Here is a 26,631-nt window from a genome sequence, read left to right as displayed (position 1 = left end):
AAAATCAGTTGGTCGCCTTTGGCGGCGGCACGTCGGACTTCTGTTTGCAGCCGGTCAGCCAGACGTCGTAGATCGGATGCTCGACGGCGTTGAGGCCGGGGCTGTCGGCGAACATCCAGCCGGTGAATATCCGGCGGATCTTGCGGTCGAGGGTGATCTCGTCCACTTCCACGAAACCGTCGATCTTCTGGGCTTCCGTCTCGTCGCGGGAATAACAGACCTTTGGCGTCACCTGCAGCGCGCCGTATTGGACGGTCTCGTTGACATAGACGTCGAACGTGGTGATGCGGCCGGTGATCTTGTCGATGCCGGCGAAAACCGCGACCGGGTTGTTCAGCCGCGCCGCAGATACACCATCCGCCGCAAGCACGGATGCCAGCGCGATCAACGCACCGATCATTTGCTTGCGTGGAGAAACCGTCATCAATCCCATATGCTTCCCGTCCCGGCGATCCCGTCGGCGTCGAGACCTAGAGTGCGATTGTGGCCAAAACAGGTGTCAGTTTCCAGGCGTCCAGGCGTCGTAATCGCCGGTAACGCGAGGGCGCTCGCCGGTCGCGGCAAGCGAGCCCTGCGGACGATAGGCGAACGGCGTGCCCGTGCCGTTCAACTTGTGCGCCTTTTCCCATTCGCGGGCCTTGTAGTCTTCCTGCGAGGGAGCGATGTCGGTGCGGTAATGCATCCAGCCGTGCCAGCCGGGCGTGATCGCGGAGGCTTCGGCGTAATCCTTGTAGATCACCCAACGCTTCGGCTTGCCCCAGGAGGTCATCGGGCCTTCGTAATAGACATTGCCGAGTTCGTCTTCGCCGACCTTCTTGCCGAAACGCCAGGTGAAGAACCTGGTGCCCATGGTCTGTCCGTTCCACCAGGTAAAGATCTGCAGCAGGAGGTTTTTCATGGATGTTCCGTCGGCTTGGCAAACAGGATGACGATCGAAGTCGCTGATCCGCTTATGCCGCTTGGCGCCTTCGATGTCCAGTGATTCCAAATGTCGCGCACGGTCATTTGAGCTTCATCTTGAAGCCGAAATGGCTTTTGGCGAAGCCTAGCCGTTCATAGAAACGATGGGCATCGGTGCGCGCCATATTCGAGGTGAGCTGGACAATCCGGCAGTCGCGGCGCCTGGCTTCCTCGATCGCATGATGGATCATTTGACCACCGATACCCTTGCCGCGCATGTCGCTGCGCGTCTGTACCGCCTCCAGGATCATCGACAGCGATCCCCTGCCGGTCAGGGTCCGGTTGAAGAGGATCTGGAACGTGCCGACCACCTCGCCTTCCAGTTCGGCGACGAAGAGCTGCTCGTTCTGCGAGGCATCGATGACGTTGAAGGCCCGCAGGTAGTCTTCATAAGCGTCGTCGTCCGTCGTGTCGCCGTGACCACCCGTCTCGTCGGCGGCAAAAAGTTCAATGAGCGCCACAAGATCCGTTTCGCGAGCTCGGCGGATAATAAGGTTGTCCGTCATCTCTTTCCTTTCAACGCAGAATCGGCATGATCCCGGCCGAACCTTAGAAGGGCTGAGGCGATGACACAAAGACTTGGGATGATTTTATTGGCAGCCGTCTTGGCGGTATGGCCAATGGCGGTCTTTGCGGAAGGCCGCGGAGCGGTCGGTTTCTCTCAGGCGCCGGAAATGAGCAGCGGCGTATGCTTTGCATCCTCGATCCGCAAGGCACTCGACTGCGCCAAGAACAAATGCATCAAGGAAGGTGGGACGGCCGAGGACTGCCTTGAGACCACTGCCTGTTTCCCGGCCGGCTGGAGCATCGACATTTTTGCGCAGTCGAAGGAGGGGCCGCATTGGCACGAGACCTTCTGCGGCTTCGACAGCAAGGAGGCCGCCATCCAGGCGTCCAAATCCGTTTGCAACACGAAGCGCCGCAAGGACCTGATGGAGTGCAGCCTAGTGGCGATCTACGACGAGGGCGGCAAGAAATTCGAGCCTGCGCAGTGACGGCGGCCGTCAGACGGGTAGCCGCTTCTCCATGATGATCGCCGGCAGGCCGGAATTGGGGGCACCCCATTCCTCCATCCGATCGACCTCGGAAAACCCGAGCCGCTCGTAGAAGGACATGGCGCGCACGTTCGGCAGCGCCACTTCGACCCGCATGATCTCGGCATCCGGAAAACAGGTTTCGAGTTCGGCGAAGATATCCCGCCCGATGCCCTCGTTCTGGCAGGACGGCTTGACGTAGAGCTGGTGCAGCATCGCCGTCTTCACCATTTTCGGATACATGGCGGCATAACCGATGCCGCCGATGTTCCTGCCGTCGTCAGCGACCAGGAACTCGCCGCCGCGCTTCTGGATGCGCGCCTTGACGGCGCCAGCAGAATGCCAGCCGTCGACCATTCTCCTGACCTTGTCGGCCCCGTAGAACGGATCATAGGTATCGTGAAAGGTCGCCGCCAGCAGGGCGCGGATCTGCTCCACGTCAGCTTCACCGGCAGTGCGGACGAAGTAGACCATCGGGCCTACTCCTCTTCGATCCCGAGCTTCGCCTTGACGAGCGCCTGGACCGCCTGCGGGTTGGCCTTGCCGCCGGTCGACTTCATGACCTGGCCGACGAACCAGCCGGCAAGCGTGGGCTTCGCCTTGACCTTGGCGACCTGGTCCGGGTTGGCGGCGATGATCTCGTCGACGGCGGCCTCGATCGCGCCGGTATCGGTGACCTGCTTCATGCCGCGTGCCTCGACGATTTCCGCCGGATCACCGCCCTCGTTGAGGACGATCTCGAACAGGTCCTTGGCGATCTTGCCGGAAATCGTCCCGGCCTTGATGAGGTCGATGATGGCGCCGAGCTGAGCGGGAGAAACCGGAGTCTCTTCAATGTCTTTGCCGGTTCTGTTCAAGGCGCCCAGCAGGTCGTTGATCACCCAGTTGGCAGCAATCTTGCCGTCGCGGCCTTCGGCAACCGCCTCAAAATAATCGGCGATCGCCTTTTCCGACACCAGCACCGAGGCGTCGTAGATCGACAGGCCGAGCTCGCGCACGAAACGCGCCTTCTTGTCGTCCGGCAGCTCAGTTAGGCCCGCACGCAGCTCCTCGATGAAGGCATCGTCAAATTCGAGCGGCAACAGGTCCGGATCGGGGAAGTAACGGTAGTCGTGCGCGTCTTCCTTGGAGCGCATCGAACGCGTCTCGCCCTTGTTCGGGTCGAACAGCCGAGTTTCCTGGTCGATCGTGCCGCCGTCCTCCAGGATGCCGATCTGGCGGCGGGCTTCGTATTCGATCGCCTGCCCGATGAAGCGGATCGAGTTGACGTTCTTGATCTCGCAGCGCGTGCCGAATTCGGCGCCCGGACGGCGCACCGAGACGTTGACGTCGGCGCGCATCGAGCCTTCGTCCATGTTGCCGTCGCAGGTGCCGAGGTAACGCACGATCGAGCGCAGCTTGGTCATATAGGCCTTGGCTTCGTCGGAAGAGCGCATGTCGGGCTTGGAGACGATCTCCATCAGCGCCACGCCGGAGCGGTTGAGATCCACATAGGACATGGTCGGATGCTGGTCGTGCATCAACTTGCCGGCATCCTGTTCGAGATGCAGGCGTTCGATGCCGATCTCGATATCCTCGAACTGGCCCTGGCGGTCCGGACCGAGCGAGATGACGATCTTGCCTTCGCCGACGATCGGATCCTTGTACTGGGAGATCTGGTAGCCCTGCGGCAGGTCCGGATAGAAATAGTTCTTGCGGTCGAACAGCGAACGCTTGTTGATCTGCGCCTTCAGGCCGAGCCCGGTGCGCACCGCCTGCTTGATGCATTCCTCGTTGATAACCGGCAGCATGCCGGGCATGGCGGCATCAACGAGAGAGACGTTGGAATTGGCCGGCTTGCCGAACTCGGTCGAGGCGCCGGAGAAGAGCTTGGAATTGGAGAGAACCTGGGCGTGCACCTCCATGCCGATGATGACTTCCCAGTCGCCGGTGGCGCCGGGAATGAAGCGTTTCGGATCGGGCGTGCGGACGTCGACAAGGGTCATCTGATGCTCGTGAAATGGTCTCGATTGGGTTTTCTGGAGGTAGAGCAATTGGCGTTGCGGTGCAAGGCTGGTGCGCGAAAGCATCGCTGTAGAATGCTGTCGTTCATTCAGCCGGTTTTAACCGGACTCTGGTGAAATTACGGAATGGAGCTTTCAATCCCACTCACGCTGTTTATCCTATATCTACTCCTGAACGTCATCGTATTCTGCGTTTATTGGTGGGACAAGCAGGCGGCCATCGATGGCACATGGCGGATCAGCGAGCGCACGCTCCTGAGCGTAGCCTTCATCGGCGGCAGTCTGGGCGCGGTGGCCGCGCAGCAGATGCTGCGACACAAGACCCGCAAGGAACCTTTCCGCACGTTGCTGATGATTATAGTCGCCCTCCACACGCTCGGCGCAGCGTCATGGCTGCTTGCTCCGGACTTGACGCGGCGGGTGATCGCGGTCATCGCCGGGGCGATTTAGAAGCTCGGTCCGTAAGTGTCCGGCGCTTCCGCGACGAGGCGCTTCGACAGGCCGACCGATTGCACGTCCCGGTCGATCTTGGGCGAATAGATGGTCGAGAGCCAGTTGATGGAATAGCCCTGCTTTTCGAAGAAGCCGACCGCCTCGGCATTACGGGCGTGGGTCTCGATGCGGGCGACTTCGAACCCCTGGTGGACGATCTCTGCCTCGATCTCGAGGAGAAGCGCCCGGCCGAAGCCGTGGCCCTGGAAGGCCGGATCGATCCAGAAGTCGGAGATCAGCTCGTCGAGCTTTTCGCGCGCCGCCCAGCCGGCGAGATTGCCGCCTTGTTCGACGACGGTGATGGTGAGCCAGGTGGAGCGCGTGAAATTCTGGAAGGCAGTGCGGGCGCTGGAACGCATATCGGTCATCTCGCCGATAGAAATCATGGCCTTCTCCCAGGAGCGGAAGCCGATTTCCGCCAGGATATCCACCTCGTCCTCGCGCGCATTGCGAATATGGGCCATAGTTTCCCCTGTTGCAGTTGCAGTAGACCACTGAGTCCGCGCTTTGACCAGTGCAACAAATAGGGCGTTTCCGTCCGGCGCTTGACGGTTAGGGAAAACCCGCCTAGTGCGGATTTCGCATTGATGGAGTTTTGATGTTCTCCTCCGTAGAGACCCGCTAAGGGGCCGGCCCCGCGTCAAGCCGCGCCGGCCCAGACAAAAACGAGAGCCCCGACGTTTCGCGACGCCGGCAACGTTTTTGCGCGCTCGTCTCCGAGCGCTTCTCCGGACATCAAGACAATGGATATTTCCCGCGCCGAACAGCGCATCCTCCACCTGCTCGCCCAAGGCGGCAGGATCGAGATCACCCGCGACGACAACAGAAAAATCGAGAAACTGCAGCTCGTCACCCGCGAAGGCTGGGCCTTCTCGGGGCTGGACCTCGTCACCTTCCGCAAGCTCAAGCAGAAAGGAGCGATCAAATCCCAGGGCGGCAAACCCTACCGCATCACAGAACGGGGATTGGTACTGGTGAGGGCCGAGCAGGACAATCGATAAAATCAAATGACGGATGCGCGTCGCAATGGCGCGCGTCCGGGCCTGTCAGAGGAGTGCTTCAAGCTCCGCGCGCATGGCTGGCCATTCTTCGGCAACGCCCCCTGCCGAGCGCCGTTTGCCCGCACGGCGATACCAGTAGTCAGCGTTCCAGTCGTCGCCTTCGATGCGGTGGCAAAGCGCGTGGCCCCAGTCGAACGGCGGTTCTCCCTCATGGGCCTGGCAGATGTTATGGGCCGCCTCCCATTCGGCGCCCATGGTGAAGCCGGAGGTTGCGAGGCGGTCAAACGCCTCGATCAAACGTGCGAGATCCGGCTTATCCATGAACCACCTCCCCGGCGACCGCCTGAGATCGGCGGCCGTCATCGTATGGATTGCAATTACCTTACCACCACTTCGCCGGCGTGAACCGGCCGGCGGCCTGTTCGATGACATGGGCGGTGCGGAACAGCGTTTCTTCCTCGAACGGCTTGCCGATCAGCTGCAGGCCGAGCGGCAGGCCCTTGGCGTCGAGGCCGGCGGGAACCGCGATGCCCGGCAGGCCGGCCATGTTGACCGTTACCGTGAAGATGTCGTTCAGGTACATCTTGACCGGATCGGAAGCGAGGTCCTCGTCGGCGATGCCGAAGGCGGACGACGGCGTGGCCGGCGTCAGGATCGCATCGACGCCGGCGTCGAAGACGATCTCGAAGTCGCGCTTGATCAGCGTGCGGACCTTCTGGGCCTGCAGGTAATAGGCGTCGTAATAACCGGCCGACAGAACGTAGGTGCCGATCATGATGCGGCGCTTGACCTCGGTGCCGAAGCCGGCGGCGCGGGTCTTCTCGTACATGTCGACGATATCCTTGCCATCGACGCGCAGGCCGTAGCGAACGCCATCGTAACGGGCGAGGTTCGACGAAGCTTCGGCGGGGGCGACGATATAATAGGCCGGCAGCGCGTATTTGGTGTGCGGCAGGGTGATGTCGACGATCTCGGCGCCGGCATCCTTCAGCCAGGCGATACCCTGAGCCCAAAGCTTCTCGATCTCTTCCGGCATGCCCTCTACGCGGTATTCCTTCGGAATGCCGATCTTCATGCCCTTGAGAGACTGGCCGAGCGAGGCCTCGTAATCCGGCACCGGCAGATCGACGGAGGTGGTGTCCTTCGCATCGACCGACGCCATCGACCTCAGCATGATCGCCGCATCGCGCACGTCGCGGGCGATCGGGCCTGCCTGGTCGAGAGATGAGGCAAAGGCGACCGTTCCCCAGCGCGAGCAGCGGCCATAGGTCGGCTTGATGCCGACGGTGCCGGTGAAGGCGGCCGGCTGGCGGATGGAGCCGCCGGTATCGGTGGCGGTGGCGCCGGCGCAGAGGAAGGCGGAGACGGCCGCGGCCGAACCGCCGGAGGAACCACCCGGAACGAGCTGCTGGTTGGAACCGTTCGCCCGCCACGGGTTGACCACCGCGCCGTAATGGGAGGTCTCGTTGGAGGAGCCCATGGCGAACTCGTCCATGTTGAGCTTGCCGAGCATGACAGCGCCATCGTTCCAAAGGTTCTGGGTGACGGTCGATTCGTATTTCGGCTTGAAGCCGTCGAGGATGTGGCTGCAGGCCTGGGTATGAACGTCGCGGGTGGCGAACAGATCCTTGATGCCGAGCGGAATGCCTTCCAAGGCACCGACCTGACCGCTGGCGCGGCGCGCGTCAGAGGCCTTCGCCATGTCGAGCGCCTTTTCCGGGGTCACGGCCACATAGGCGTTGAACACCGAGTTGGCGGCATCGATCGCGGAAAGATAGGCCTCGGTCAGCTCGACCGAGGTGAACTCCCCGGCTTCGAGCTTTTCGCGGGCTTCGGCAATGGTAAGGCTGGTGAGTTCGGTCATGGTCTCTTCAAACGGTTCGAATGCGAGCAGAGGAAGTTCGGCGGGGGCGCTATGCAGCGCTCACTCGACGACCTTCGGCACCAGGAAGAAATTGTGGTCGGTCGACGGCGCATTGACGACGATATCCGCGGCCTTGTCGCCGTCGGTGACATTGTCGGCGCGCTTGCGCATGTCCATCGGGGTGACCGAGGTCATCGGCTCGACGCCGGTGACATCGACTTCGGAAAGCTGCTCGACGAAATTGATGATGCCATTCAGCTCGCCGACCATGCGATTGGCATCTTCCTCGGTGACCGCAATGCGGGCAAGGCGCGCGACGCGCTTGACGGTGGCGAGATCGACGGACATGGCATGACTCCGGGCAAGAAAATTCCTACCCGCTATAATCGCCGCGTCCGCCCTTCGCAACAGGGAGCACGCCTCAATTTGAAGAGGCGCACCGCCCGGTGCCGGTGACGATCAATAGTTCAGGCCACCACCTACAGGTGGGATCTCGACGCGGGTGCGCGAGCCTTCCATGCCCCTGACGAACTTTTCCGGGGTCTGGTCGACGATCGGGAAGCCGCCGTAATGACACGGAATCACATGTTTGAAATCGAAGAAACGCTGGCAGGCAAGCGCGGCGACTGCGCCGCCCATGGTGAAGCGGTCGCCGATCGGAACAAGACCGATATCCGGTTGATGTAATTCGTTGATCAGCGCCATGTCGCCGAAGATATCCGTATCGCCCATATGCAGCACGGAAGGCTCGTCGTCGAAATGAAGCATCAGGCCGTTGGCACTACCGAGACTATGGGAAACGCCATCATCGGTGATCTGGGCCGAACCGTGATGCGCCTGGGTCAGCGTCACGGTAAATCCCGGCAAGGCTACCGTGCCGCCGGTGCCAGCAACGTCCACCTTCGCGACGCCCTTTTTCATCAACCACATTCCAAGATCATAGTTGGCGAAAACCGTGGCTCCGGTGTCCTGGGCGATCTGGATGGTGTCGCCCACGTGATCTCCATGGCCGTGTGTCAGGAGAATATGCGTCAGACCTTCGGTGGCCGCTTTGACATCATGGCCTGCAAAAGCCGGGTTTCCTGTGAGCATCGGATCGATCAAGATCTTGGCGTGGGCGGTCTCGATGCGGAAGGCGGCATGGCCGAGCCAGGTGATCTTCATGGAAAACTCTCCTTCAATATGATGCGGGATGGTAACGACACATAGCCGATATGGGTCTAAAGGGAAGTGGGACAGAAGATGGGACAAAACCCTCTCCGACCACCCTATTGGATCCCCGGGATGAAGAACGCATGACAGTGATGACCATCGAGGAACTGGCTGAGGCCCTTAAACCTGGACAGGCGATTGCCGGGCTCGACCTTGGCACCAAGACGATCGGGCTCGCCATGTCGGATCTCGGCCGAAAGTTTGCCTCTCCCCGTCCGGTCATCAAGCGGGTGAAATTCACCAAGGATGCCGAAGTGCTGCTCGCCTTTGCCGGGAAGGAAAAAGTGGCGGGCTTCGTCATCGGCCTGCCGACGAACATGGACGGCTCGGCCGGTCCACGCGTGCAGGCGACGAGGGCGTTCGTGCGCTCGATGTCGGAAAAGACCGCCCTGCCCTTCGTCTACTGGGACGAACGGCTGTCGACGGTTGCCGCCGAGCGGGCGCTTCTGGAAATGGACGTATCGCGCGCCAAACGTGCCGAGCGGATCGATTCCGCTGCGGCAAGCTTCATTCTTCAAGGCGCTCTGGACAGGCTCTCGTCGCTCGGCAGGGAGACGGATTTCGCCAGCTGACGCTTCCCCCACCAGGCGGCGATCTCGCGGCGCTTGCGGAAGGCGACAATCGCAAACACGACTAGGCTGTCGAATGCGATGGCGCGCGCCACCAATGGCGGAATGGTTTCCGGCGGGATACCGAGGATATTGCCGTAGATCTGAAAGACCAGATCATGTGTCTGGCGGGTCAGCATGAAGAAGCCGAAGCTCATGTCGTAGTAGGAAAGCCCGTACCAGCTGGACAGCAGCAGGACCGGACCGGCCCACAAAATCAGGAACCACTTCATGCAGTTCTCCCCCTCGGCTCTACCGGATACAGTTCCAGAGACACGAGCCATCTCGATAGAGCCATAAGGCTCAAGGCCACGGCAGGGATGGCAATGTCCATAGCTAGCGCCGCGAAGATCGTCGTCATGACGATCAGCAATGCTATATTCCGGATTTCAGTTCCCATACGCGGATACTCGGCGAACGTCGTAGTTAACAGTGCGTTAACGCCGAACTTAAGCCCGCAGGGATTTACCGCAACGGAAACCGGGGGAGATGGTTAATTTCGCAAGGCCGCCTGTGGATAAAGCAGGTCAGGCTGCCGGCGACTTCGGTTTCCTCGGAATATAGGGACCGCCGGTTTCGCCCCATCCCCATTGCGGCATCGGCGCATGTTCGTAAACCTTGGCTCCGGGCTGCGAATTGGCGACCGCAAGCCGCGTTCCCCATTCGAGATAACCGACCAGCGCGGATGTGAACTCCGGGTCTGCCGGAAGTTCCAGATCCGTATAGGTATCCAGCAGGATATTGATCCATCGCCGACGCATCGGCTCGGTCAGGTGCCTTTCAAGATGATGGCGTACCATCGCCGGATGACCGCCACGCTGCTCCGAGTAGAGCTTTGGTCCGCCAATGACCTCGGCGATGAACATGGCAACGTGCCGTGGATGTTCCTGGTCCATCCCGGAAAAGACCGGACCGAGCAGTTCATCTGCCGGAACGCGCCGATAAAATTCGGTCGTGAGACGCAAGAGTGCGTCGAAGCCGCCGATCCATTCATAAAGCGTTGGCACCGTCATGGCGCTCCCTCCCGTATCTCTACAAAAGATACTGAGCGCCGCTCACCGCTTCAATCCCTGACTTCCAGCAGGACGAACGTCTGCGGCGAAAAGGTCAGCCGTAGATGGCGCGGACCAGGCGGCGGAGCGCGTTGCCGACCTTGTCCCAGTCCTTCTCGGTCTTCAGCGCCAATCCGGCGAACTGGCCGCTGACCGCGGCTGATATAACCAGGTGCTGGATGGCTGCAAACAGCAGCGCATTGGTGGTCGCGGCATCGACGCCCTTGGGCGGCGTCAGCGAGCCGCGCATCTTTTCGAGCCATTTGCCGAGCGCCTTTGTGCGCGCTTCCGATAACCGGCGGACCTGCGGCGTATCCTGCGAGACCTCCCAGGCGACGATCTTGCAGACCAGCGGGTCGTCGCGCAGCGCTTCCATGAAATAGATGGAGAGCTTTTCCATCAGGTCGCCATAGGTGAGCAGGAACATGCCGCCCGTATCTTCGGGAATGCGATCCTTGACCCAGGTACCGAGATCGGCGCCGATCGCCTCGATCAGCCCGTCGAGGCCGCCATAATAGCGGTAGATGAGTTGCTTGTCGCAGCCGGCCCGGCGCGCCACCGCGTTGATGCCGAAACCCTGGAACCCCTGTTCCGCAAGCAGATCGCGGGCCGCCAGGAAGATCGCCCGCTCGGTGCCGGCGCGGCTGCGCACTTTGGCGACCGAACCTTCTTGCGCTGTGACTTCAGGGATCTGGAGCATTTTCCGCCTGTTTCGGTTTCGTCTTGACCCACCGCGATAGTCCGAGCCATCCGCCGCCGCAAGCGGTCTCAGCCGCCATGCACAGGATTGCACACCCTGCACCTGAATTCGGGGGGCCGCGCATTGCACTCTCGGGATGGGAGGACTAACGAGATCGTATTCTCCCACCGACGTGTCCTCCCTAATGCTCATCGTATTCCAAAGCGTTCTGCCGATTTTCCTGCTGGTTCTTCTCGGCATGGGATTGAAACGCGCACCGATCATCAATGCCGATTTCTGGGACGGGCTCGAACAGTGCAGTTATTGGGTCATGTTTCCCGCCCTGTTGTTTTCGACCATGGCGAAGGCGGATTTTTCGAATACCGAGAACCTGACAGTCAGTTTTGCGGCGATCATCTCCGTGCTCGTCATGTCGGGCGGGTTGCTGCTGGCATGGCCGCTGCTGCGGAACCTGCGCGTCGGCGGGCCGGCCTATACCTCGCTCTTTCAGACCGCGACGCGCTGGAACGCGTTCATGGCGCTGGCGATCGCCGCCAAGACCTACGGCCAGCAGGGGCTGACCATGGTCGGCCTGGTGATGGCTGCGATCATCATCCCGCTCAACTTCATCAATGTGACCGTGCTGCTGTGGTTCTCCGGCCATGACCGGAACTACAGGGCGATCCTCTATAGGGTCTGCACCAATCCGCTGATCCTCTCGACGGCGCTCGGCATCGTCGTCAACGTTGCCGGCATTCCGATCTACGAACCGGTGATGGTGGCGGTCGACCTGTTGTCGCAGGCGTCGCTCAGCCTCGGCCTGATCACGGTCGGCGCGGGCCTGCGGATCATGGACGCACTCAAACCGAGGCCGATCACGCTCCTCGCCGTCTTTTTAAAGCTGATCGCCTTTCCGATCGTCGCCGTCGGTGTCGGAGCCCTGTGCGGAATCCAGGGCAACGCGCTTGTCCTTCTGGCACTGAGCGCCGCGGTGCCGACCGCGATGAACGGCTATCTGTTGGCGAAGCAGTTGAACGGCGATGCGGACATGTATGCCGCGGCGGCGACCCTGCAGGTCGTCGCCTCGTTCCTCACCATTCCGGTCGTGATGACGGCTGTCGCCTACGCGGCTGCAGGATAGAGCAGATCGACGATATAGCGCGCGTCGAACCGGGCATCGAGCATGCCATAGGTCGAGCGCCAGCCGCCGGCGAGCCGCGTTTCCAGGAAGGCATCGGCGATCTTTCCGGCTCCGAGCCGCACCAGTTCGGATGCCGCTGCCGCAAGTGCCAGCTGCTCGACCAGAAGGCGGGCTGCGCCCTCGTCGGTTTCGCAGAGCGCCATCGCGGCGCGCAGAACCTCGACCGTCTTGCGGCCCGCGGGACCGAGATCCCGTTCGAAACCGGCAAGCACCGTGTCGAACAGGTCCTTACCGCGTGAGAGGACCCGGAGCACGTCGAGCGCCATCACATTGCCCGAGCCTTCCCAGATCGCGTTGACCGGCGCCTCGCGGTAATGCCGGGCGATCGGCCGTTCCTCGATATAGCCGTTGCCGCCGATGCACTCCATCGCCTCGTAGATCAGCGCAGGTGCGATCTTGCAGTTCCAGTATTTGATGACCGGCGTCATGACGCGGGCAAAAGCGGCGTCGGCCGGGCTGCTGGCGGCCCTGTCGAAGGAATCGGCCAGCCGGAAGCTCAGCGCCGTCGCCGCGGCAACATCGAGCGCCATGTCAGCGAGCACCCGAGTCATGAGCGGCTGATCGACGAGCTTCTTGCCGAACACGCTGCGGCCGCGGGTGTGGTGGACCGCCTCGGCAAGCGAGGCACGCATGATGCCGGCGGAGGCGAGCGCGCAATCGAGGCGCGTCAGGGTGACCATGTCGAGGATGGTGCGGATGCCGCCGCCCGGTTCGCCCAAGAGATAACCGAACGCGTCGGTGAACTCGACTTCTGAAGACGCGTTGGAGCGGTTGCCGACCTTGTCCTTCAGGCGCTGGAACTGCAGGCCGTTCGCCGACCCATCTTCCAGCAGCCGCGGCACCAGGAAGCAGCCGATCCCGTCGCCGGTCTTGGCCAGCATCACGAAACCGTCGCTCATCGGCGCCGACATGAACCACTTGTGGCCGGAAAGCCTGTAGATGCCTTCGCCGACGCGCTCGGCGGTCGAGCGGTTGGCGCGCACGTCGGTGCCGCCCTGTTTTTCCGTCATGCCCATGCCGAGCGTGACCGCGCTCTTCTGCAAGGCCGGCCGATTCGTCGAATCGTATTTGCGCGACAGGATTTTCGGCGCCCACTCCTTCTGGACGCGGGGCGAGGCCATCAGCGCGGCAATCGAGGCGCTGGTCATGGTCAGCGGGCAGAGATGACCGCATTCGAGCTGCGCCGACAGATAAAAACGCGTCGCACGCGCCTTGTGCTCGTGGCCCTTGGCCTCCGGGATGTTCTCCCAGACGGAGGAATGCAGGCCGGTCTGCATCGAACGGCGCATCAGCGCGTGCCAGGCCGGATGGAACTCGACAACGTCAAGCCGCTCGCCGCGCGGACCATGGGTCTTCAGCTTCGGCGGGTTCTCGTTCGCCATGCGCGCCAGTTCCTGCGCCTCCGGCGAGGTGACGTAACGGCCAAGCTGGTCGTATTCCTCGCGGATGGTGCGGTTCAGCGTGCTCGTCAGGTCGACGACCAGCGGATCGGATCGGTAGGCATTGATGCCCGACCAGGGTTTAGGCTGGTTCAGTTCGGCAAATTTTTCTTCGGCGCGCGACATCTGGTTCATGAAACGGGTTCTAGCGGAAGTTACGGGGCCTGGGAACGGCGCCGGTTCAGGATTTCTGGCGTTCTCAACAAAAGGCCGCACCCACGTCGAGAAACCACTGTGAGCATCAATGGACGCGAGATATGTCCCGCGCCCGCTTGCGGCTCCTGCCGCCAGACCTTATAGACCGCCGAACGCAAGCGGAGACGTGTCCATGGTCTTCTTCCCTCACCGCCATCTGATTGGCATCAAGGGCCTTACCGAACAGGATATCACCTTTCTTCTCGACAAGGCCGACGAGGCCGTGAAGATTTCCAGGCAGCGGGAGAAAAAGACCTCCACGCTGCGGGGGCTCACCCAGATCAACCTGTTCTTCGAAGCTTCCACCCGCACCCAGTCATCCTTCGAGCTCGCCGGCAAACGCCTCGGCGCCGACGTGATGAACATGTCGGTCGGCAATTCCTCGGTGAAGAAGGGCGAAACGCTGATCGATACGGCGATGACGCTCAATGCGATGCGCCCGGACGTACTGGTGCTGCGCCATTCCTCGGCCGGTGCCGCCGCACTCCTGGCGCAGAAGGTCGCCTGCTCTGTCATCAATGCCGGCGACGGCCAGCACGAGCATCCGACCCAGGCGCTGCTCGACGCACTGACCATCCGCCGCTCCAAGGGCAAGCTGTCGCGCATCATCGTCGCAATCTGCGGCGACGTGCTGCATTCGCGCGTCGCCCGCTCCAACATCCTGCTGCTCAACGCCATGGGCGCGCGGGTTCGGGTCGTGGCGCCTTCGACGCTGCTTCCCTCGGGCATCAAGGACATGGGCGTCGAGGTTTTCCACTCGATGGAAGAGGGTCTGAAGGATGCCGACGTGGTGATGATGCTGCGCCTGCAGCGCGAGCGCATGGCCGGCGCCTTTGTGCCGTCGGTGCGCGAATATTTCCGCTTCTACGGGCTCGATGCCGAAAAGCTTAAAGTCGCCAAGCCGGACGCGCTGGTCATGCATCCCGGCCCGATGAACCGCGGCGTCGAGATCGCCTCCGAGGTCGCCGACGGTCCGCAGAGCGTCATCGAGCAACAGGTGGAAATGGGGGTCGCGGTCCGCATGGCCGTGATGGAGGCCCTGCTCGTCTCCCAAAACCAGGGAGAACGCGCATGACCCCGACCGTGCTGAAAAACCTGCGCATCATCGACCCGTCCCGCCAACTCGACGAGACCGGCACGATCATCATCGGCGCTGACGGCCGCATCCTCGCCGCCGGCAAGCAAGCCCAGAACCAGGGCGCACCGGAAGGTGCGACGGTCCGGGATTGCAAAGGCCTCGTCGCGACGCCGGGCCTCGTCGATGCCCGCGTCTATGTGGGCGAACCGGGCGCCGAACATACCGAAACGATCGAATCGGCGAGCCGGGCTGCGGCTGCCGGCGGCGTCACCTCCTTCATCATGATGCCCGACACGGATCCGGTACTCGACGACATCGCATTGGTGGAATTCGTGCAGAAGACGGCGCGCGACAAGGCCGTCGTGAACGTCCATCCCGCCGCCGCTCTCACCAAGGGGCTCGCCGGCAAGGAGATGACGGAGATCGGCCTCCTGCAACAGTCGGGTGCGGTGGCCTTCACCAATGGCCGGCAGGGGCTTTCCGACACGCTGCTCCTGCGCCGGGTGATGACCTATGCGCGCGAATTCGACGCCGTGGTTTCTCTGGAACTGCGCGAAAAATATCTTGGTAACGGCGTGATGAACGAAGGCCTGTTCGCTAGCTGGCTGGGCTTGTCCGGCGTGCCCAAGGAAGCCGAGATCATCCCGCTCGAACGGGATCTACGCATCGCTGCCCTGACACGGGCGAAATATCATGCGGCGAAGATTTCCGTGGCGGAATCGGCCGAGGCGATGCGGGTCGCCCGCGCCCGCGGCGCCAACGCCACCTGCGGCGTCTCTATCAACCATCTGGCGCTCAACGAGAACGACATCGGCGAATACCGGACCTTCTTCAAACTGTCGCCGCCACTGCGTACCGAAGACGACCGCGTGGCGATGGCCGATGCGGTGGCCGACGGTACGATCGACATCATCGTCTCCTCGCATGATCCGCAGGACGTCGATACCAAGCGGCTGCCGTTTGCGGACGCCGAGGACGGCGCGATCGGCCTCGAGACGCTGCTCGCCGCCGCGCTCCGCCTGCATCACGACGGCCGCGTGCCGCTGATGCGGCTGATCGATGCGATGTCCACCCGCCCGGCGCAGATCTTCGGCCTCGATGCCGGCACGCTGAAGCCCGGCGCCAAGGCGGATATCACGCTGATCGACCTCGACGAGCCTTGGATCGTGTCGAAGGATATGATCTTGTCGAAGTCGAAGAACACGCCGTTCGAGGACGCGCGATTCTCGGGCCGCGCCGTCTCGACGTATGTGGCCGGCAAGTGCGTCTACACGCTTTAAGGGGAGCAAGGGCGTGAGTGAACTCTTCAACTGGCAGATCAGCCTGCCCATCGCGCTGGCCGCACTGGCATTCGGTTATCTGCTTGGCTCAGTTCCTTTCGGCCTGATCCTCACCCGCGCCGCCGGGCTTGGCGACATCCGCTCGATCGGATCGGGCAATATCGGCGCCACCAACGTCCTGCGCACCGGCAACAAGAAGCTCGCGGCGGCCACCTTGCTGCTCGACGCGCTGAAGGCAACCGTCGCAGCGCTGGTCGCCTGGTATTTTTTCGGAAAGGAAGCGGGGCTGCTGGCCGGTTTCGCGGCGTTCATGGGCCATCTCTTCCCGGTCTGGCTCGGCTTCAAGGGCGGCAAGGGTGTCGCCACCTATATCGGCACGCTGCTCGGCGTCGCCCCCTGGATGGTGCTGGTCTTTGCCGCAATCTGGCTCGGCGTCGCCAAGGTCAGCAAATATTCGTCGCTCTCCGCCCTGGTTGCAACTCTTGTCATTCCGGTTGTGCTGTGGTTCTTAAACGAGCCGAAGATTGCGCTCGTCATGGCCGTCATGACCGTGATTTCCTGGTGGAAACACGAGGAGAATATCAAGCGGCTGATCGCCGGCACCGAAAGCAGGATCGGCCAAAAGGGATAGACCGGGGGAAACAATGCCGGATGGCAGCGCAAGGCGAACGGGAATTGCGCTGACGGAGAGGCAGAGGATCGCCTGGCTGAGGCTTATCCGCTCCGACAATGTCGGCCCCGCCACGTTTCGAGATCTCATCAATCACTGTGGCTCGGCGGAAAACGCTCTTGCCATGCTGCCCGAACTTTCCGCCCGCGGTGGAGCAACCAGGGCGATCCGGATTGCCGGCGTGCAGGAGGCCGAGCGCGAACTCGAAGCCGCCCATCGCTTTGGCGCTCGCTTCGTCGGCATCGGCGAACCCGATTATCCGCCGGCGCTGCGCCAGATCGAAGGCGCGCCACCGCTTCTTGCGATGAAAGGCGAACTTTCCGCCGCAACACGTCCGTCGGTCGGGGTCGTGGGGTCGCGTAATGCCTCGATATCGGGCGCCAAGTTCGCCGCGATGATCGCGAGAGATTGCGGCCGTGCCGGTTATACGGTGACGTCAGGTCTTGCCCGCGGCATCGATACCGCCGCCCACCGCGCCAGCCTCGATACCGGAACGATCGCAGTGCTGGCCGGCGGTCTCGACCAGCCCTATCCGCCGGAGAACGTACCTCTGCTCGACGAGATCACAGAGGGCGCAGGCCTTGCCGTGAGCGAAATGCCCTTCGGCTGGGAGCCCCGCGCACGGGATTTCCCCCGCCGCAACCGGCTGATATCCGGCATTTCGCTCGGCGTCGTGGTAGTCGAGGCAGCGGAGCGTTCCGGCTCCCTGATTACCGCCAGGATGGCGACCGATTTCGGACGGCTTGTCTTCGCCGTTCCCGGCTCGCCGCTTGATCCGCGTTGCCACGGCACCAACGGGCTTCTGAAACAGGGGGCGATCGTCACCACCGGGTCGGCCGACGTCATCGAAGCGCTGGCGCCGCTCTCGCAACTTGATCTGTTCAACGGTTCTGTGGTGGAAGAACCAAAGAAATTCAGCGACATACTGCCGCCCAATGACGACGACCGGGCGATCATCGTTTCGGCGCTGGGGCCGACGCCGGTCGAGGTGGACGACATCATCCGCCATACGGGACTGCCCGCCTCTACCGTTTATCTCATCCTGCTGGAACTCGATCTCGCCGGTCGACTGCATCGGCATGTCGGCGGTCTCGTCTCAATCGCGATGGATGCCTGAGTCGCGATGGAAGACCGAGCGGGGACGTCGGCCTGCCTGTACATCCCCCGCCTCCACATAGGCCATCTCGATAAGATAACAGAGCATATCGGCTCCCTCCCCCAGGGCAACCTGCCGGAGTTCTCCGAGCATCTGCCTTATATAAGCGATATTTTCCCTGGTATCGTCCTCGCGCCGGCCGTTTGTCTCGCTCCGAGAAATCATATTCTATCCTGTCAAAAAAAGTCGGCCACCAGTCCAAATAAATTCACCTTGAGGTATGTGGCGGACCATATCGCATTTATTTAAGATTGCAACCAATTGCAAATCTTCTTCAGGTTGCACCTCGTTGTACCCTATAATTTGGCATACGCCCCTTGACCGCGAGGCAAACGCCCTCCATGTCGGGAGGTCAAGATTTCCGCCTGGACCGCAAGGGTTCCGGGCCAAGCCTCTATTGCAGAGAAGCAAAATGAATGTTGTCGTCGTAGAATCTCCCGCCAAGGCCAAGACAATCAACAAGTATCTCGGCTCCGGCTACAAGGTTCTCGCCTCGTTCGGCCATGTGCGCGATCTCCCAGCCAAAGACGGTTCCGTACTTCCCGACCAGGACTTCGAAATGCTGTGGGAAGTCGATAGCGCCTCCCAGAAGCGCATGAAGGATATCGCCGACGCCCTGAAAGGCTCGGACGGCCTGTTCCTCGCGACCGACCCGGATCGCGAAGGGGAAGCCATTTCCTGGCACGTGCTCGATCTCCTGAAGAGGAAGAAGCTGATCGGCGACAAGCCGGTCAAGCGCGTCGTCTTCAACGCCATCACCAAGAAGGCCGTGCTCGATGCGATGGCCAATCCGCGCGATATCGACGTGCCGCTGGTGGACGCCTATCTCGCCCGCCGAGCGCTCGACTATCTGGTCGGCTTCAATCTGTCGCCGGTTCTGTGGCGCAAATTGCCGGGCGCCCGCTCCGCCGGCCGCGTGCAGTCGGTTGCGCTGCGCCTCGTCTGCGACCGCGAGTCGGAGATCGAGCGTTTCGTCTCGGAGGAATACTGGAACCTGTCGGCGCTCCTGCGCACCCCGCGCGGCGACGAGTTCGAGGCGCGCCTCGTGTCTGCCGACGGCAAGCGGCTGCAGGGCCGCTCGATCAAGAACGGCGAGGATGCCAACCGCCTGAAGGCACTGCTCGACGGCGCGACCTATCTGGTCGACACGGTCGAGGCCAAGCCCGTCAAGCGCAATCCCGGCCCGCCCTTTACCACCTCGACGCTGCAGCAGGCCGCCTCCTCCAATATCGGCTTCAACGCCTCTCGCACCATGCAGGTGGCGCAGAAGCTCTACGAAGGCGTCGATATCGGCGGCGAGACGGTCGGTCTCATTACCTATATGCGTACCGATGGCGTGCAGATGGCGCCGGAAGCGATCGATGCCGCCCGCAGCGCCATCGTCGACCAGTTCGGACAACGTTACCTGCCGGAAAAGCCGCGCTTCTATTCCACCAAGGCGAAAAACGCCCAGGAAGCCCACGAAGCGATCCGGCCGACCGATTTCACCCGCACGCCGGACCAGGTGCGCGGTTACCTCGATTCCGACCAAGCTCGTCTTTATGAACTGATCTGGAAGCGCGGCATCGCCAGCCAGATGGCATCCGCCGAAATCGAGCGCACCACGGTCGAGATCCTCGCCGACAACAAGGGCGAGAAGGCGGGCCTGCGCGCCGTCGGCTCGGTCATCCGTTTCGACGGCTTCCTCGGCGCCTATGTGGACAGCCGCGAGGATGCCGAAAAGGGCGAGGACGACGATGAAGACGGCCGCCTGCCCGAGATCAATGCCCGCGAAAAACTCGACAAAAACAAAGTGAATGCCAGCCAGCACTTCACCGAGCCGCCGCCGCGTTATTCGGAAGCCTCGCTGATCAAGAAGATGGAAGAACTCGGCATCGGCCGGCCGTCCACCTATGCCGCGACGCTGAAGACGCTGAGCGACCGCGAATATGTGACGATGGACAAGCGCAAGCTGATCCCGCATTCCAAGGGCCGGCTGGTGACGGCCTTCCTCGAAAGCTTCTTCACCAAATACGTGGAATACGACTTCACCGCCGATCTTGAGGAAAAGCTCGACAAGATCTCGGCCGGCGAACTCGACTGGAAGCAGGTGCTTCGCGAATTCTGGCAGGATTTCTTCGCCCAGATCGAGGACACCAAGGAACTGCGCGTCACCAACGTGCTCGATGCGCTGAACGAGACGCTGGCGCCGCTGGTCTTCCCGAAGCGGGAGGACGGCAGCGATCCGCGCATCTGCCAGGTCTGCGGCACGGGCAACCTGTCGCTGAAGCTCGGCAAATACGGCGCCTTCGTCGGCTGCTCGAATTATCCGGACTGCAATTACACCCGCCAGCTTTCGTCCGAAGGCGGCGCGGATGCGGAAGCGAACGGCCTCAACGAACCGAAGGCACTCGGTGCCGATCCGCATACCGGCGAGGAACTGACGCTGCGTTCGGGCCGGTTCGGACCCTATATCCAGCGCGGCGACGGCAAGGAAGCCAAGCGTTCGTCGCTGCCGAAGGGCTGGAAGCCGGAGGACATCGACCACGAAAAGGCGCTGGCGCTCATCAATCTGCCGCGCGACGTCGGCAAACATCCGGAATCGGGAAAGATGATCTCGGCCGGGCTTGGCCGTTACGGACCGTTCCTGCTTCATGACGGCAGCTATGCCAATCTGGAAAGCATCGAGGACGTGTTCTCGATCGGCCTCAACCGCGCCGTGACCGTGCTTGCCGAAAAGCAGAGCAAGGTAGCGGCCGGCGGCGGCCGCACTCGTGGCACGCCTGCGGCGCTGAAAGAACTCGGGGATCACCCGGACGGCGGTTCGATCACCGTGCGCGACGGCAAATACGGCCCCTATGTCAACTGGGGCAAGATCAACGCCACGCTGCCGAAGGGGCTCGATCCGCAGTCGGTGACGATGGAACAGGCGATGGCCTTCATCATCGAAAAGGGCGGCAAGGCACCGTCGTCCAAGGCAAAGCCGAAGAAAGCCGCCGCCAAGACAGCCACCGACACGAAGAAGGCGGCACCGAAAGCCAAGACGGCAGCCAAGGCGAAAGCTCCGGCGAAAAAGGCCGCCGCACCCAAGGCGAAGAAGACAGGCACGTGAGAGAACCACGCGATAGATCGAGACATCAGGGAAAACGCCCCGACAAGGTTGCCCGCAGTCACGCCGCTTCCGCAACGGAGAAGCCGGTGATCATCCACGGTGCCGTGCCGCCGCGTGACGTCCTGCTCGAATTCATCGCCGAAAATCCCGACAAGGGATCGAAGCGAGAGATCGCCAAGGCTTTCGGGCTGAAGGGCGATACCCGCGTCGAACTGAAGGACCTCTTGCGTACGCTGGAAGAGGAAGGCCTTCTCAAGAAGAGCCGCAAGTCGCTCACCCGTCCCGATGCGCTGCCGCCGGTTACCGTGCTCGACATCACCACCCGCGACAAGGACGGCGAACTGATCGCCCGGCCCGCCGAATGGCCGGAGGAGCTGGGTGCGGCGCCGGCAGTGCTTGTCCGCCAGTCGTCGGACACTCGCGGCAAAGGCAGGGTGGCCGCCGCAGGGCTCAACGACCGGGTGCTGGCAAAAATCTTCCCGAACAAGGACCGGACCGGTCCTGCGTATACCGCCCGCGTCATAAAAATCATCGACAAGCGCCGCGGCGCCTCGCTCGGCATCGTCCACAAGCTCGCCGATGGCGAACTGCGCCTGCTGCCGATCGACCGGCGCGGCGAGGAAATGGTGATCGAGCCCGCCGATATCGGCGAGGCCAAGGACGGAGACCTGGTCGAGACGGAAGTCGTTCGTTCCGGGCGCTTCGGCCTTCCCCGCGCCCGGGTTCTGTCGATCGTCGGCACGATCGGCTCGGAAAAGGCGATCTCGATGATCGCCGTCTATTCGCACGGCATCCCGCACATCTTCCCGAAACAGGTGATGGACGAGGCCGAGGCGGCGAAGCCCGCCACCATGGCGCAACGCGAGGACTGGCGTTCGCTGCCGCTGATCACCATCGACCCGGCCGACGCCAAGGACCATGACGACGCGGTCTATGCCGAGCGCGACCCCTCGCCCGACAATCCGGACGGCGTGATTGTCACCGTCGCGATCGCCGACGTCTCATGGTATATCCGCACCGGCTCTCCGCTCGACCGCGAGGCGCTGAAGCGCGGCAACTCGGTCTATTTCCCGGACCGCGTCGTGCCGATGCTGCCCGAACGTATCTCCAACGAACTCTGCTCGCTGCGCGAGGGCGAGGACCGGCCCGCACTTGCGGTGCGGATGGTGTTTTCGAAGGAAGGCCGCAAGGCCGGCCACACCTTCCACCGGATCATGATGAAGAGCGCCGCCAAGCTGTCCTACCAACAGGCGCAGGCCGCGATCGATGGCAAGCCGGACGACAAGACCGGGCCGCTGCTCGAGCCGATCCTGAAGCCTCTCTGGCATGCCTATGAGGTGATGAAGCGCGGTCGCGACCGACGCCAGCCGCTCGAACTCGACATGCCGGAGCGCAAGATCATCCTGAAACCCGACGGCACCGTCGATCGGGTCCATGTGCCGGAACGGCTCGATGCGCACAAGCTCATCGAGGAAATGATGATCCAGGCGAACGTCGCCGCTGCCGAGACACTGGAAAAGAGACGGCAGGCGCTGATCTACCGCATCCACGACACGCCCTCGCTCGCCAAGCAGGAGACGCTGCGCGAGTTTCTCGCGACGCTCGGCATTCCGATGGCCAAGGGCGGCCAGATGCGCGCCAACTCGTTCAACGGCATTCTCGCCAAGGCCGAAGGCACAGCGCATCAGGTGATGGTCAACGAGATGGTGCTGCGCTCCCAGAGCCAGGCGATCTACAGCCCCGAGAATATCGGCCATTTCGGCCTCAACCTGATGAAATACGCGCATTTCACCTCGCCGATCCGCCGCTACGCCGACCTCATCGTGCATCGCGCGCTGGTTGGCTCGCTGGGCTTGGGCGAAGGCGGCATCAAGCCGGAAGAAGAGGCGCAGCTCGACGATATCGCCGCCGAGATCTCGACCTTCGAGCGCCGCGCCATGGCCGCCGAGCGCGACACGATCAACCGGCTGATCGCCCACCACTTGAGCGAGCGGATCGGCGAGGAATTCGTCGGCCGCGTCTCCGGCGTCACCAAGGCGGGACTATTTGTCTCGCTTCCGACCTATGGTGCGGACGGATTCATCCCTATATCCACGCTCGGCAACGACTACTTCATCTACGACGAGGCGCATCAGGCGCTTTCCGGAGAGAAGACCGGTCTCGGCTACCAGATCGGCGATACGGTCGATGTGCGGCTGAAGCAGGCGATCCCGCTTGCCGGCGCGCTGCAGTTCGAAATGCTGAGCGAGGGCAAGAAATTGCCGACCGCGATCCGCTCCTTCCATAAATCGGGGCGGCGCGGCCGGGCACAACCCGGCACGCGGCCTCCGCGGAGTGGCCGAAGGAGATAGGAATGCAGAAACAGGGCGAACAGACAGTCCGATATGGTGGCGCACAGGAGGCCGAAAGGCCGCTCGGCCGCTCCATCAAGCGGGGCTTGCTCTCTACCTGTCCTGCCTGCGGCACCGGCCGCCTGTTCCGGGCTTTCCTCAAACCGGTCGATACCTGCGCCGTCTGCGGCGAGGAAATCCATCATCACCGCGCCGACGACCTGCCGGCCTATCTGGTCATCGTCGTCGTCGGCCATGTGCTGATGACCGGTTATCTGCTGACCGACATGGCCTTTCGGGCCTCCCCCTGGGTGCATCTCGCCATCTGGGTGCCGCTGGCGATCCTCGCGGCGCTTTTGACCATCCAGCCGATCAAGGGCGGCGTCATCGGCTTCCAGTGGGCGCTGAAGATGCACGGCTTCGGGGGCAAGGAGGATGAGGCGGTCGACCCAGGCCGGGGCGGACCGATCGGATGACATCGTCTGCCGAGGAACAGGCTCCGTTCGCAATGGACGCGCCGAAGCATGCGCGCGTGGCCGGCGTGGCGCCCAGGGACGCAGCTTCCCTGATCCTGATCGATCGCTCGGATGTGGCTCCCCGGGTCCTCATGGGCCGGCGCGGCAGCGGCCATGTGTTCATGCCGGACGTCTACGTGTTCCCGGGCGGAAAGCGCGATGCCCGCGACCATGCGCTTCCCTTCAGCGCCGATCTCGATCCGCTCGTTCTCGAAAAGCTGGTTACCGGCACCGCGGCCCGCATGACCTCGGCCCGCGCCCGGGCCTTGGCGCTCGCGGCCCTCAGGGAACTCCACGAGGAGACCGGGCTTGCCGGCGGCGGCGCTGCAAACCTCTCCCGCCTGCGCTACGTCGCCCGCGCCATCACGCCACCTGGCAATGTCAGACGCTACGACACGCGCTTCTTTCTCGCATTCACCGACGAAACCGTCTTCGACATGGCGCTTCTCGGCGACTCAAACGAACTTCAGGACGTGCGCTGGCTTGACATTGCCGAGCTTTCGGGTCTGAAACTCCCGCGCATCACCCAGGCGGTTATGGAGGACGTGAAAAACCTGATGGCATCCGATCCGTCTTTACCGTTTGGAAGCCCGGTGTCCTTCTACTTCATGCGTCATGGACGATTCGTCCGCAGCCGACTGTAAGGAATATTGAATGGCTCAGCCGACGACAGACGCCAACGGCCATGTCGAAAAGATTCACTGGCCATCGCTGATCGCCGCCATATCCGCCATCAGTGCAGTGGGCATCGCCATCGGCCTCGGCCTGCCGCTCCTCAGCATCATTCTTGAAAAGCGCGGAATTTCCTCCACCCTGATCGGCCTCAACGCCGCCATGGCCGGCGTCGCCTCGATGGTCGCGGCCCCGATCACCACCAAGATCGCCCATGACTGCGGCGTGGCGCGGACCATGATGTTCGCCGTGCTCGTCGCTGCCATCAGCGCCATCGGCTTTTATTACGCGGATGCCTTCTGGATGTGGTTCCCGCTGCGCTTCACCTTCCACGGTGCGACGACGACCTTGTTCATCCTGTCGGAATTCTGGATCAACGAGGCAGCCCCGCCACGCCGCCGTGGGCTCGTTCTCGGCATCTATGCCACGGTGCTCGCCATCGGCTTCGCGATCGGCCCCCTGCTCTTCTCCGCGCTCGGCAGCGACGGCATCCTGCCCTTCCTGGTCGGGGCGGCGATCATCATGCTGGCCATCATCCCGATCTTCATTGCCCGCAATGAAAGCCCTGTCCTGAACACCAAGCCCGACCGGCATTTCTTCCACTATATCTTCCTGGTCCCGACAGCGACGGCGGCGGTGTTCGCCTTCGGCGCGGTGTCGGCGGGCGGACTGTCGCTGTTCCCGATCTATGCATTGCGTTCCGCACTGACCGAACCTCAGACCGCGGTGCTGCTGACGGTGATGGGGATAGGCAACATGGCCTTCCAGATCCCGCTCGGCCTCTATTCCGACAAGCTGAGGGACCGGCGGCCGCTCCTGACAGCCATGGCCGTCCTCGGCGTTGCGGGATCGCTGGCACTGCCCTTCCTGATCCAGAACTGGATCATGATGGCGGTGGTCCTGTTTTTCTGGGGCGGCTGCGTCTCCGGCCTCTATACGGTGGGCCTTGCGCATCTGGGGTCGAGACTCAGTGGCGCCGACCTTGCCGCCGCCAACGCGGCTTTCATCTTCTGCTATGCGGTGGGCACCGTGGCCGGTCCGCAGGGCATCGGCGCTGCCATCGATATCGCCGGCAATGACGGTTTTGCCTGGGCACTGGCGGGATTCTTCGGCTTCTATGTGCTGGTTTCCCTCTGCCGAATGCTTTTCCGGTCAAAACGGAGTTGACTTTTCGGGCGCGATTTGTAATTTCGCGCCAGATTTCGCCGTGGACCCAACCCGCGTCCGCGGCTTCATTTTTTCTTAGAGGCAGAACACCATGGCGAAAGCTACGACCATCAAGATCAAGCTGCTGTCGACGGCTGACACCGGTTTCTTCTACGTCACCACGAAGAACAGCCGCACGATGACCGACAAGATGACCAAGACCAAGTATGACCCGGTCGCCAAGAAGCATGTCGAGTTCAAGGAAACCAAGATCAAGTAAGTCTTGACCTAAGGGTTTGTCGAAGGGCGCCAGCCGATAGGGCTTGGCGCCTTTTCTTTTGCGTTTCACCCTGCCGGGTGATCCAGAACATGACAGGCTGCGTAGAAACGGAAAAGCGCCGCTCCAGAGGCCTGGAGCGGCGCTTCCAAATGGGGGTCGACCAGCCTGCAATCACGGCACGAGGAACCGCTTTGGTATGCCTGCCAGTCGACCGACCCCACGACCCAGGAGATGCGGCGGACCTGAGCATCATGGGGTATCTATGTACCATTTCAGGTACACTGTCTGGTCGGGGCCAAAATTGCGCAAAACGAAAAGAAAATCAACACAATCTTAATCTCGAACCGAATTCTTCACTGTTGTTGGTTAAAATCCGCGGCCGCTACTGATATTTTTCCGGTTTTCCTGCCATAAATCCAAAGTTACTCCGGGCGCTTTATGTGCTTACTTTGATCTAGCCCTTAGAAAGGCCTTCTAGGTTTCAAGCACATCCTCGGCGAGCGCTGTCTATCTTCTCAGCCATGCAAAAAGATCAACGCCAATTCAAACAGCTATTCTCCGCCGGCAGATCTGAAAAATGCGCGGATACATTCGAAATTTCTTGAATGCGCTGCAGCAGTCCCCTTAACTGACTGCTGTTCATAAAATTCTTCCATTAATTCGTACCTGTAAA

General features: G+C 62.1%; 30 protein-coding genes. 15 read left to right on the top strand and 15 right to left on the bottom strand.

Translation table 11 applies throughout. From position 1 onward, the window contains the following. Positions 1-4: 4 nt before the first annotated feature. The 3 genes from J2857_RS18650 to J2857_RS18640 form a co-directional block, all read right to left on the bottom strand. Positions 5-433 carry a DUF2155 domain-containing protein gene (locus tag J2857_RS18650; protein WP_210011549.1) on the bottom strand — a complete coding sequence of 143 codons (429 nt, stop codon included), beginning with the start codon at positions 431-433 and terminating at the stop codon, positions 5-7. A 66-nt stretch (positions 434-499) separates the two neighbouring features. Further along, positions 500-898: an NADH:ubiquinone oxidoreductase subunit NDUFA12 gene (locus J2857_RS18645; RefSeq protein ID WP_210011548.1), complete on the bottom strand. Its 399-nt coding sequence runs from the start codon at positions 896-898 to the stop codon at positions 500-502. A gap of 103 nt (positions 899-1,001) precedes the next feature. Next, complete coding sequence (locus J2857_RS18640; RefSeq protein ID WP_210011547.1) at positions 1,002-1,466, bottom strand: GNAT family N-acetyltransferase; 465 nt, start codon at positions 1,464-1,466, stop codon at positions 1,002-1,004. A 168-nt stretch (positions 1,467-1,634) separates the two neighbouring features. Between J2857_RS18640 and J2857_RS18635 the strand changes: the two genes are divergently transcribed. Continuing rightward, the gene (locus J2857_RS18635; RefSeq protein ID WP_210011546.1) at positions 1,635-1,955 is read left to right on the top strand and encodes a hypothetical protein; all 321 of its coding nucleotides are present in this window, start codon (positions 1,635-1,637) and stop codon (positions 1,953-1,955) included. 9 nt (positions 1,956-1,964) lie between these two features. Here the strand turns inward: J2857_RS18635 and J2857_RS18630 are convergent, their stop codons facing one another. Together J2857_RS18630 and gatB are read right to left on the bottom strand one after the other, a co-directional pair. Next, positions 1,965-2,468 (bottom strand): GNAT family N-acetyltransferase, encoded by a 504-nt coding sequence (locus J2857_RS18630; protein WP_210011545.1) that lies wholly within the window; start codon positions 2,466-2,468, stop codon positions 1,965-1,967. Positions 2,469-2,473: 5 nt separating this feature from the next. After that, on the bottom strand, positions 2,474-3,979 hold the full coding sequence (gene gatB / locus J2857_RS18625) for an Asp-tRNA(Asn)/Glu-tRNA(Gln) amidotransferase subunit GatB (protein WP_210011544.1): 1,506 nt from the start codon (positions 3,977-3,979) through the stop codon (positions 2,474-2,476). A 144-nt stretch (positions 3,980-4,123) separates the two neighbouring features. Here gatB and J2857_RS18620 point away from each other — a divergent pair, with 144 nt between their 5' ends. Next, positions 4,124-4,447 carry a DUF1294 domain-containing protein gene (locus J2857_RS18620; protein ID WP_210011543.1) on the top strand — a complete coding sequence of 108 codons (324 nt, stop codon included), beginning with the start codon at positions 4,124-4,126 and terminating at the stop codon, positions 4,445-4,447. On the opposite strand, the gene J2857_RS18615 is transcribed toward J2857_RS18620, so the two are convergent. Continuing rightward, positions 4,444-4,953 (bottom strand): GNAT family N-acetyltransferase, encoded by a 510-nt coding sequence (locus tag J2857_RS18615; protein ID WP_210011542.1) that lies wholly within the window; start codon positions 4,951-4,953, stop codon positions 4,444-4,446. The genes J2857_RS18620 and J2857_RS18615 overlap by 4 nt on opposite strands. Positions 4,954-5,232: 279 nt before the next feature. Between J2857_RS18615 and J2857_RS18610 the strand changes: the two genes are divergently transcribed. Continuing rightward, a complete protein-coding gene (locus J2857_RS18610) occupies positions 5,233-5,490 on the top strand; it encodes a YjhX family toxin (RefSeq protein WP_210011541.1) in 258 nt (85 codons plus the stop codon). Positions 5,491-5,535: 45 nt separating this feature from the next. Here J2857_RS18610 and J2857_RS18605 read toward each other — a convergent pair whose 3' ends face one another. From J2857_RS18605 to J2857_RS18590, 4 genes are all read right to left on the bottom strand, one after another. Next, a complete protein-coding gene (locus J2857_RS18605) occupies positions 5,536-5,811 on the bottom strand; it encodes a hypothetical protein (RefSeq protein WP_210011540.1) in 276 nt (91 codons plus the stop codon). Positions 5,812-5,872: 61 nt separating this feature from the next. Beyond that, positions 5,873-7,354, bottom strand: a complete 1,482-nt coding sequence (gene gatA / locus J2857_RS18600; protein WP_210011539.1) for an Asp-tRNA(Asn)/Glu-tRNA(Gln) amidotransferase subunit GatA — start codon at positions 7,352-7,354, stop codon at positions 5,873-5,875. Between the two features lie 60 nt (positions 7,355-7,414). Further along, a complete protein-coding gene (gene gatC / locus J2857_RS18595) occupies positions 7,415-7,702 on the bottom strand; it encodes an Asp-tRNA(Asn)/Glu-tRNA(Gln) amidotransferase subunit GatC (RefSeq protein ID WP_210011538.1) in 288 nt (95 codons plus the stop codon). Between the two features lie 111 nt (positions 7,703-7,813). Beyond that, the gene (locus tag J2857_RS18590) at positions 7,814-8,518 is read right to left on the bottom strand and encodes a metal-dependent hydrolase (RefSeq protein ID WP_210011728.1); all 705 of its coding nucleotides are present in this window, start codon (positions 8,516-8,518) and stop codon (positions 7,814-7,816) included. A gap of 131 nt (positions 8,519-8,649) precedes the next feature. On the opposite strand from J2857_RS18590, the gene ruvX reads away from it, so the two are divergent. Beyond that, complete coding sequence (gene ruvX, locus J2857_RS18585) at positions 8,650-9,138, top strand: Holliday junction resolvase RuvX (RefSeq protein WP_210011537.1); 489 nt, start codon at positions 8,650-8,652, stop codon at positions 9,136-9,138. On the opposite strand, the gene J2857_RS18580 is transcribed toward ruvX, so the two are convergent. The 3 genes from J2857_RS18580 to J2857_RS18570 all read right to left on the bottom strand — a co-directional run bounded on the left by J2857_RS18580 (position 9,081) and on the right by J2857_RS18570 (position 10,926). Then, positions 9,081-9,407 carry a DUF6105 family protein gene (locus tag J2857_RS18580; protein ID WP_210011536.1) on the bottom strand — a complete coding sequence of 109 codons (327 nt, stop codon included), beginning with the start codon at positions 9,405-9,407 and terminating at the stop codon, positions 9,081-9,083. The two genes, ruvX and J2857_RS18580, sit on opposite strands and share 58 nt — an antisense overlap. Positions 9,408-9,701: 294 nt before the next feature. After that, complete coding sequence (locus J2857_RS18575) at positions 9,702-10,187, bottom strand: group II truncated hemoglobin (RefSeq protein ID WP_210011535.1); 486 nt, start codon at positions 10,185-10,187, stop codon at positions 9,702-9,704. Positions 10,188-10,281: 94 nt separating this feature from the next. Continuing rightward, the gene (locus J2857_RS18570; protein ID WP_210011534.1) at positions 10,282-10,926 is read right to left on the bottom strand and encodes a TetR/AcrR family transcriptional regulator; all 645 of its coding nucleotides are present in this window, start codon (positions 10,924-10,926) and stop codon (positions 10,282-10,284) included. A 184-nt stretch (positions 10,927-11,110) separates the two neighbouring features. Between J2857_RS18570 and J2857_RS18565 the strand changes: the two genes are divergently transcribed. After that, on the top strand, positions 11,111-12,046 hold the full coding sequence (locus J2857_RS18565) for an AEC family transporter (RefSeq protein ID WP_210011533.1): 936 nt from the start codon (positions 11,111-11,113) through the stop codon (positions 12,044-12,046). Here J2857_RS18565 and J2857_RS18560 read toward each other — a convergent pair. After that, the gene (locus tag J2857_RS18560; RefSeq protein WP_210011532.1) at positions 12,028-13,680 is read right to left on the bottom strand and encodes an acyl-CoA dehydrogenase family protein; all 1,653 of its coding nucleotides are present in this window, start codon (positions 13,678-13,680) and stop codon (positions 12,028-12,030) included. The two genes, J2857_RS18565 and J2857_RS18560, sit on opposite strands and share 19 nt — an antisense overlap. A gap of 193 nt (positions 13,681-13,873) precedes the next feature. Here J2857_RS18560 and J2857_RS18555 point away from each other — a divergent pair, with 193 nt between their 5' ends. Genes J2857_RS18555 through dprA form a run of 4 tightly spaced genes read left to right on the top strand, consistent with a single transcriptional unit; the run spans position 13,874 to position 17,885 of the window. Then, the gene (locus J2857_RS18555) at positions 13,874-14,815 is read left to right on the top strand and encodes an aspartate carbamoyltransferase catalytic subunit (protein WP_037080450.1); all 942 of its coding nucleotides are present in this window, start codon (positions 13,874-13,876) and stop codon (positions 14,813-14,815) included. Next, the gene (locus J2857_RS18550; RefSeq protein WP_210011531.1) at positions 14,812-16,098 is read left to right on the top strand and encodes a dihydroorotase; all 1,287 of its coding nucleotides are present in this window, start codon (positions 14,812-14,814) and stop codon (positions 16,096-16,098) included. Before J2857_RS18555 ends, J2857_RS18550 begins: the two co-directional genes overlap by 4 nt. Positions 16,099-16,111: 13 nt before the next feature. Next, complete coding sequence (gene plsY / locus J2857_RS18545) at positions 16,112-16,729, top strand: glycerol-3-phosphate 1-O-acyltransferase PlsY (protein ID WP_348635685.1); 618 nt, start codon at positions 16,112-16,114, stop codon at positions 16,727-16,729. A 13-nt stretch (positions 16,730-16,742) separates the two neighbouring features. Then, positions 16,743-17,885, top strand: a complete 1,143-nt coding sequence (gene dprA / locus J2857_RS18540; RefSeq protein WP_210011529.1) for a DNA-processing protein DprA — start codon at positions 16,743-16,745, stop codon at positions 17,883-17,885. On the opposite strand, the gene J2857_RS31000 is transcribed toward dprA, so the two are convergent. Further along, positions 17,865-18,089, bottom strand: a complete 225-nt coding sequence (locus J2857_RS31000; RefSeq protein WP_245363419.1) for a hypothetical protein — start codon at positions 18,087-18,089, stop codon at positions 17,865-17,867. The genes dprA and J2857_RS31000 overlap by 21 nt on opposite strands. A gap of 247 nt (positions 18,090-18,336) precedes the next feature. On the opposite strand from J2857_RS31000, the gene topA reads away from it, so the two are divergent. The 6 genes from topA to rpmG all read left to right on the top strand — a co-directional run bounded on the left by topA (position 18,337) and on the right by rpmG (position 25,958). Next, positions 18,337-21,015 carry a type I DNA topoisomerase gene (topA, locus tag J2857_RS18535; RefSeq protein ID WP_210011528.1) on the top strand — a complete coding sequence of 893 codons (2,679 nt, stop codon included), beginning with the start codon at positions 18,337-18,339 and terminating at the stop codon, positions 21,013-21,015. Continuing rightward, positions 21,012-23,366 (top strand): ribonuclease R, encoded by a 2,355-nt coding sequence (gene rnr / locus J2857_RS18530; protein ID WP_210011527.1) that lies wholly within the window; start codon positions 21,012-21,014, stop codon positions 23,364-23,366. Before topA ends, rnr begins: the two co-directional genes overlap by 4 nt. A 2-nt stretch (positions 23,367-23,368) precedes the next feature. Beyond that, positions 23,369-23,821 carry a DUF983 domain-containing protein gene (locus tag J2857_RS18525; RefSeq protein WP_210011526.1) on the top strand — a complete coding sequence of 151 codons (453 nt, stop codon included), beginning with the start codon at positions 23,369-23,371 and terminating at the stop codon, positions 23,819-23,821. Then, positions 23,818-24,504 carry an NUDIX hydrolase gene (locus J2857_RS18520; RefSeq protein WP_210011525.1) on the top strand — a complete coding sequence of 229 codons (687 nt, stop codon included), beginning with the start codon at positions 23,818-23,820 and terminating at the stop codon, positions 24,502-24,504. The genes J2857_RS18525 and J2857_RS18520 overlap by 4 nt, the downstream gene beginning before the upstream one ends. Positions 24,505-24,514: 10 nt before the next feature. Next, complete coding sequence (locus tag J2857_RS18515) at positions 24,515-25,699, top strand: MFS transporter (protein WP_210011524.1); 1,185 nt, start codon at positions 24,515-24,517, stop codon at positions 25,697-25,699. Between the two features lie 91 nt (positions 25,700-25,790). After that, a complete protein-coding gene (rpmG, locus tag J2857_RS18510; RefSeq protein ID WP_003547442.1) occupies positions 25,791-25,958 on the top strand; it encodes a 50S ribosomal protein L33 in 168 nt (55 codons plus the stop codon). The last annotated feature ends 673 nt before the right edge of the window (positions 25,959-26,631 follow it).

This window comes from Neorhizobium galegae, from assembly GCF_017877055.1.
In the GTDB taxonomy this organism is placed as follows: Bacteria; Pseudomonadota; Alphaproteobacteria; order Rhizobiales; family Rhizobiaceae; genus Neorhizobium; species Neorhizobium galegae_D.
This window is presented reverse-complemented; position numbering and strand designations above follow the sequence as displayed.

What these genes read in the sequence shown, in the direction of transcription:
- J2857_RS18570 (WP_210011534.1), bottom strand. Translation starts at nt 10,926, where the DNA reads ATGCTCCAGATCCCTGAAGTCACAGCGCAAGAAGGTTCGGTCGCCAAA.
- dprA (WP_210011529.1), top strand. Translation starts at nt 16,743, where the DNA reads ATGCCGGATGGCAGCGCAAGGCGAACGGGAATTGCGCTGACGGAGAGG.
- gatB (WP_210011544.1), bottom strand. Translation starts at nt 3,979, where the DNA reads ATGACCCTTGTCGACGTCCGCACGCCCGATCCGAAACGCTTCATTCCC.
- J2857_RS18575 (WP_210011535.1), bottom strand. Translation starts at nt 10,187, where the DNA reads ATGACGGTGCCAACGCTTTATGAATGGATCGGCGGCTTCGACGCACTC.
- ruvX (WP_210011537.1), top strand. Translation starts at nt 8,650, where the DNA reads ATGACAGTGATGACCATCGAGGAACTGGCTGAGGCCCTTAAACCTGGA.
- J2857_RS18580 (WP_210011536.1), bottom strand. Translation starts at nt 9,407, where the DNA reads ATGAAGTGGTTCCTGATTTTGTGGGCCGGTCCGGTCCTGCTGCTGTCC.
- gatC (WP_210011538.1), bottom strand. Translation starts at nt 7,702, where the DNA reads ATGTCCGTCGATCTCGCCACCGTCAAGCGCGTCGCGCGCCTTGCCCGC.
- gatA (WP_210011539.1), bottom strand. Translation starts at nt 7,354, where the DNA reads ATGACCGAACTCACCAGCCTTACCATTGCCGAAGCCCGCGAAAAGCTC.
- J2857_RS18525 (WP_210011526.1), top strand. Translation starts at nt 23,369, where the DNA reads ATGCAGAAACAGGGCGAACAGACAGTCCGATATGGTGGCGCACAGGAG.
- J2857_RS18520 (WP_210011525.1), top strand. Translation starts at nt 23,818, where the DNA reads ATGACATCGTCTGCCGAGGAACAGGCTCCGTTCGCAATGGACGCGCCG.
- J2857_RS18555 (WP_037080450.1), top strand. Translation starts at nt 13,874, where the DNA reads ATGGTCTTCTTCCCTCACCGCCATCTGATTGGCATCAAGGGCCTTACC.
- rpmG (WP_003547442.1), top strand. Translation starts at nt 25,791, where the DNA reads ATGGCGAAAGCTACGACCATCAAGATCAAGCTGCTGTCGACGGCTGAC.
- J2857_RS18565 (WP_210011533.1), top strand. Translation starts at nt 11,111, where the DNA reads ATGCTCATCGTATTCCAAAGCGTTCTGCCGATTTTCCTGCTGGTTCTT.
- J2857_RS18550 (WP_210011531.1), top strand. Translation starts at nt 14,812, where the DNA reads ATGACCCCGACCGTGCTGAAAAACCTGCGCATCATCGACCCGTCCCGC.
- J2857_RS18590 (WP_210011728.1), bottom strand. Translation starts at nt 8,518, where the DNA reads ATGAAGATCACCTGGCTCGGCCATGCCGCCTTCCGCATCGAGACCGCC.
- J2857_RS18515 (WP_210011524.1), top strand. Translation starts at nt 24,515, where the DNA reads ATGGCTCAGCCGACGACAGACGCCAACGGCCATGTCGAAAAGATTCAC.
- topA (WP_210011528.1), top strand. Translation starts at nt 18,337, where the DNA reads ATGAATGTTGTCGTCGTAGAATCTCCCGCCAAGGCCAAGACAATCAAC.
- J2857_RS18640 (WP_210011547.1), bottom strand. Translation starts at nt 1,466, where the DNA reads ATGACGGACAACCTTATTATCCGCCGAGCTCGCGAAACGGATCTTGTG.
- J2857_RS18635 (WP_210011546.1), top strand. Translation starts at nt 1,635, where the DNA reads ATGAGCAGCGGCGTATGCTTTGCATCCTCGATCCGCAAGGCACTCGAC.
- J2857_RS18605 (WP_210011540.1), bottom strand. Translation starts at nt 5,811, where the DNA reads ATGGATAAGCCGGATCTCGCACGTTTGATCGAGGCGTTTGACCGCCTC.
- J2857_RS18560 (WP_210011532.1), bottom strand. Translation starts at nt 13,680, where the DNA reads ATGAACCAGATGTCGCGCGCCGAAGAAAAATTTGCCGAACTGAACCAG.
- J2857_RS31000 (WP_245363419.1), bottom strand. Translation starts at nt 18,089, where the DNA reads ATGATTTCTCGGAGCGAGACAAACGGCCGGCGCGAGGACGATACCAGG.
- J2857_RS18645 (WP_210011548.1), bottom strand. Translation starts at nt 898, where the DNA reads ATGAAAAACCTCCTGCTGCAGATCTTTACCTGGTGGAACGGACAGACC.
- J2857_RS18650 (WP_210011549.1), bottom strand. Translation starts at nt 433, where the DNA reads ATGGGATTGATGACGGTTTCTCCACGCAAGCAAATGATCGGTGCGTTG.
- J2857_RS18630 (WP_210011545.1), bottom strand. Translation starts at nt 2,468, where the DNA reads ATGGTCTACTTCGTCCGCACTGCCGGTGAAGCTGACGTGGAGCAGATC.
- J2857_RS18620 (WP_210011543.1), top strand. Translation starts at nt 4,124, where the DNA reads ATGGAGCTTTCAATCCCACTCACGCTGTTTATCCTATATCTACTCCTG.
- J2857_RS18610 (WP_210011541.1), top strand. Translation starts at nt 5,233, where the DNA reads ATGGATATTTCCCGCGCCGAACAGCGCATCCTCCACCTGCTCGCCCAA.
- J2857_RS18615 (WP_210011542.1), bottom strand. Translation starts at nt 4,953, where the DNA reads ATGGCCCATATTCGCAATGCGCGCGAGGACGAGGTGGATATCCTGGCG.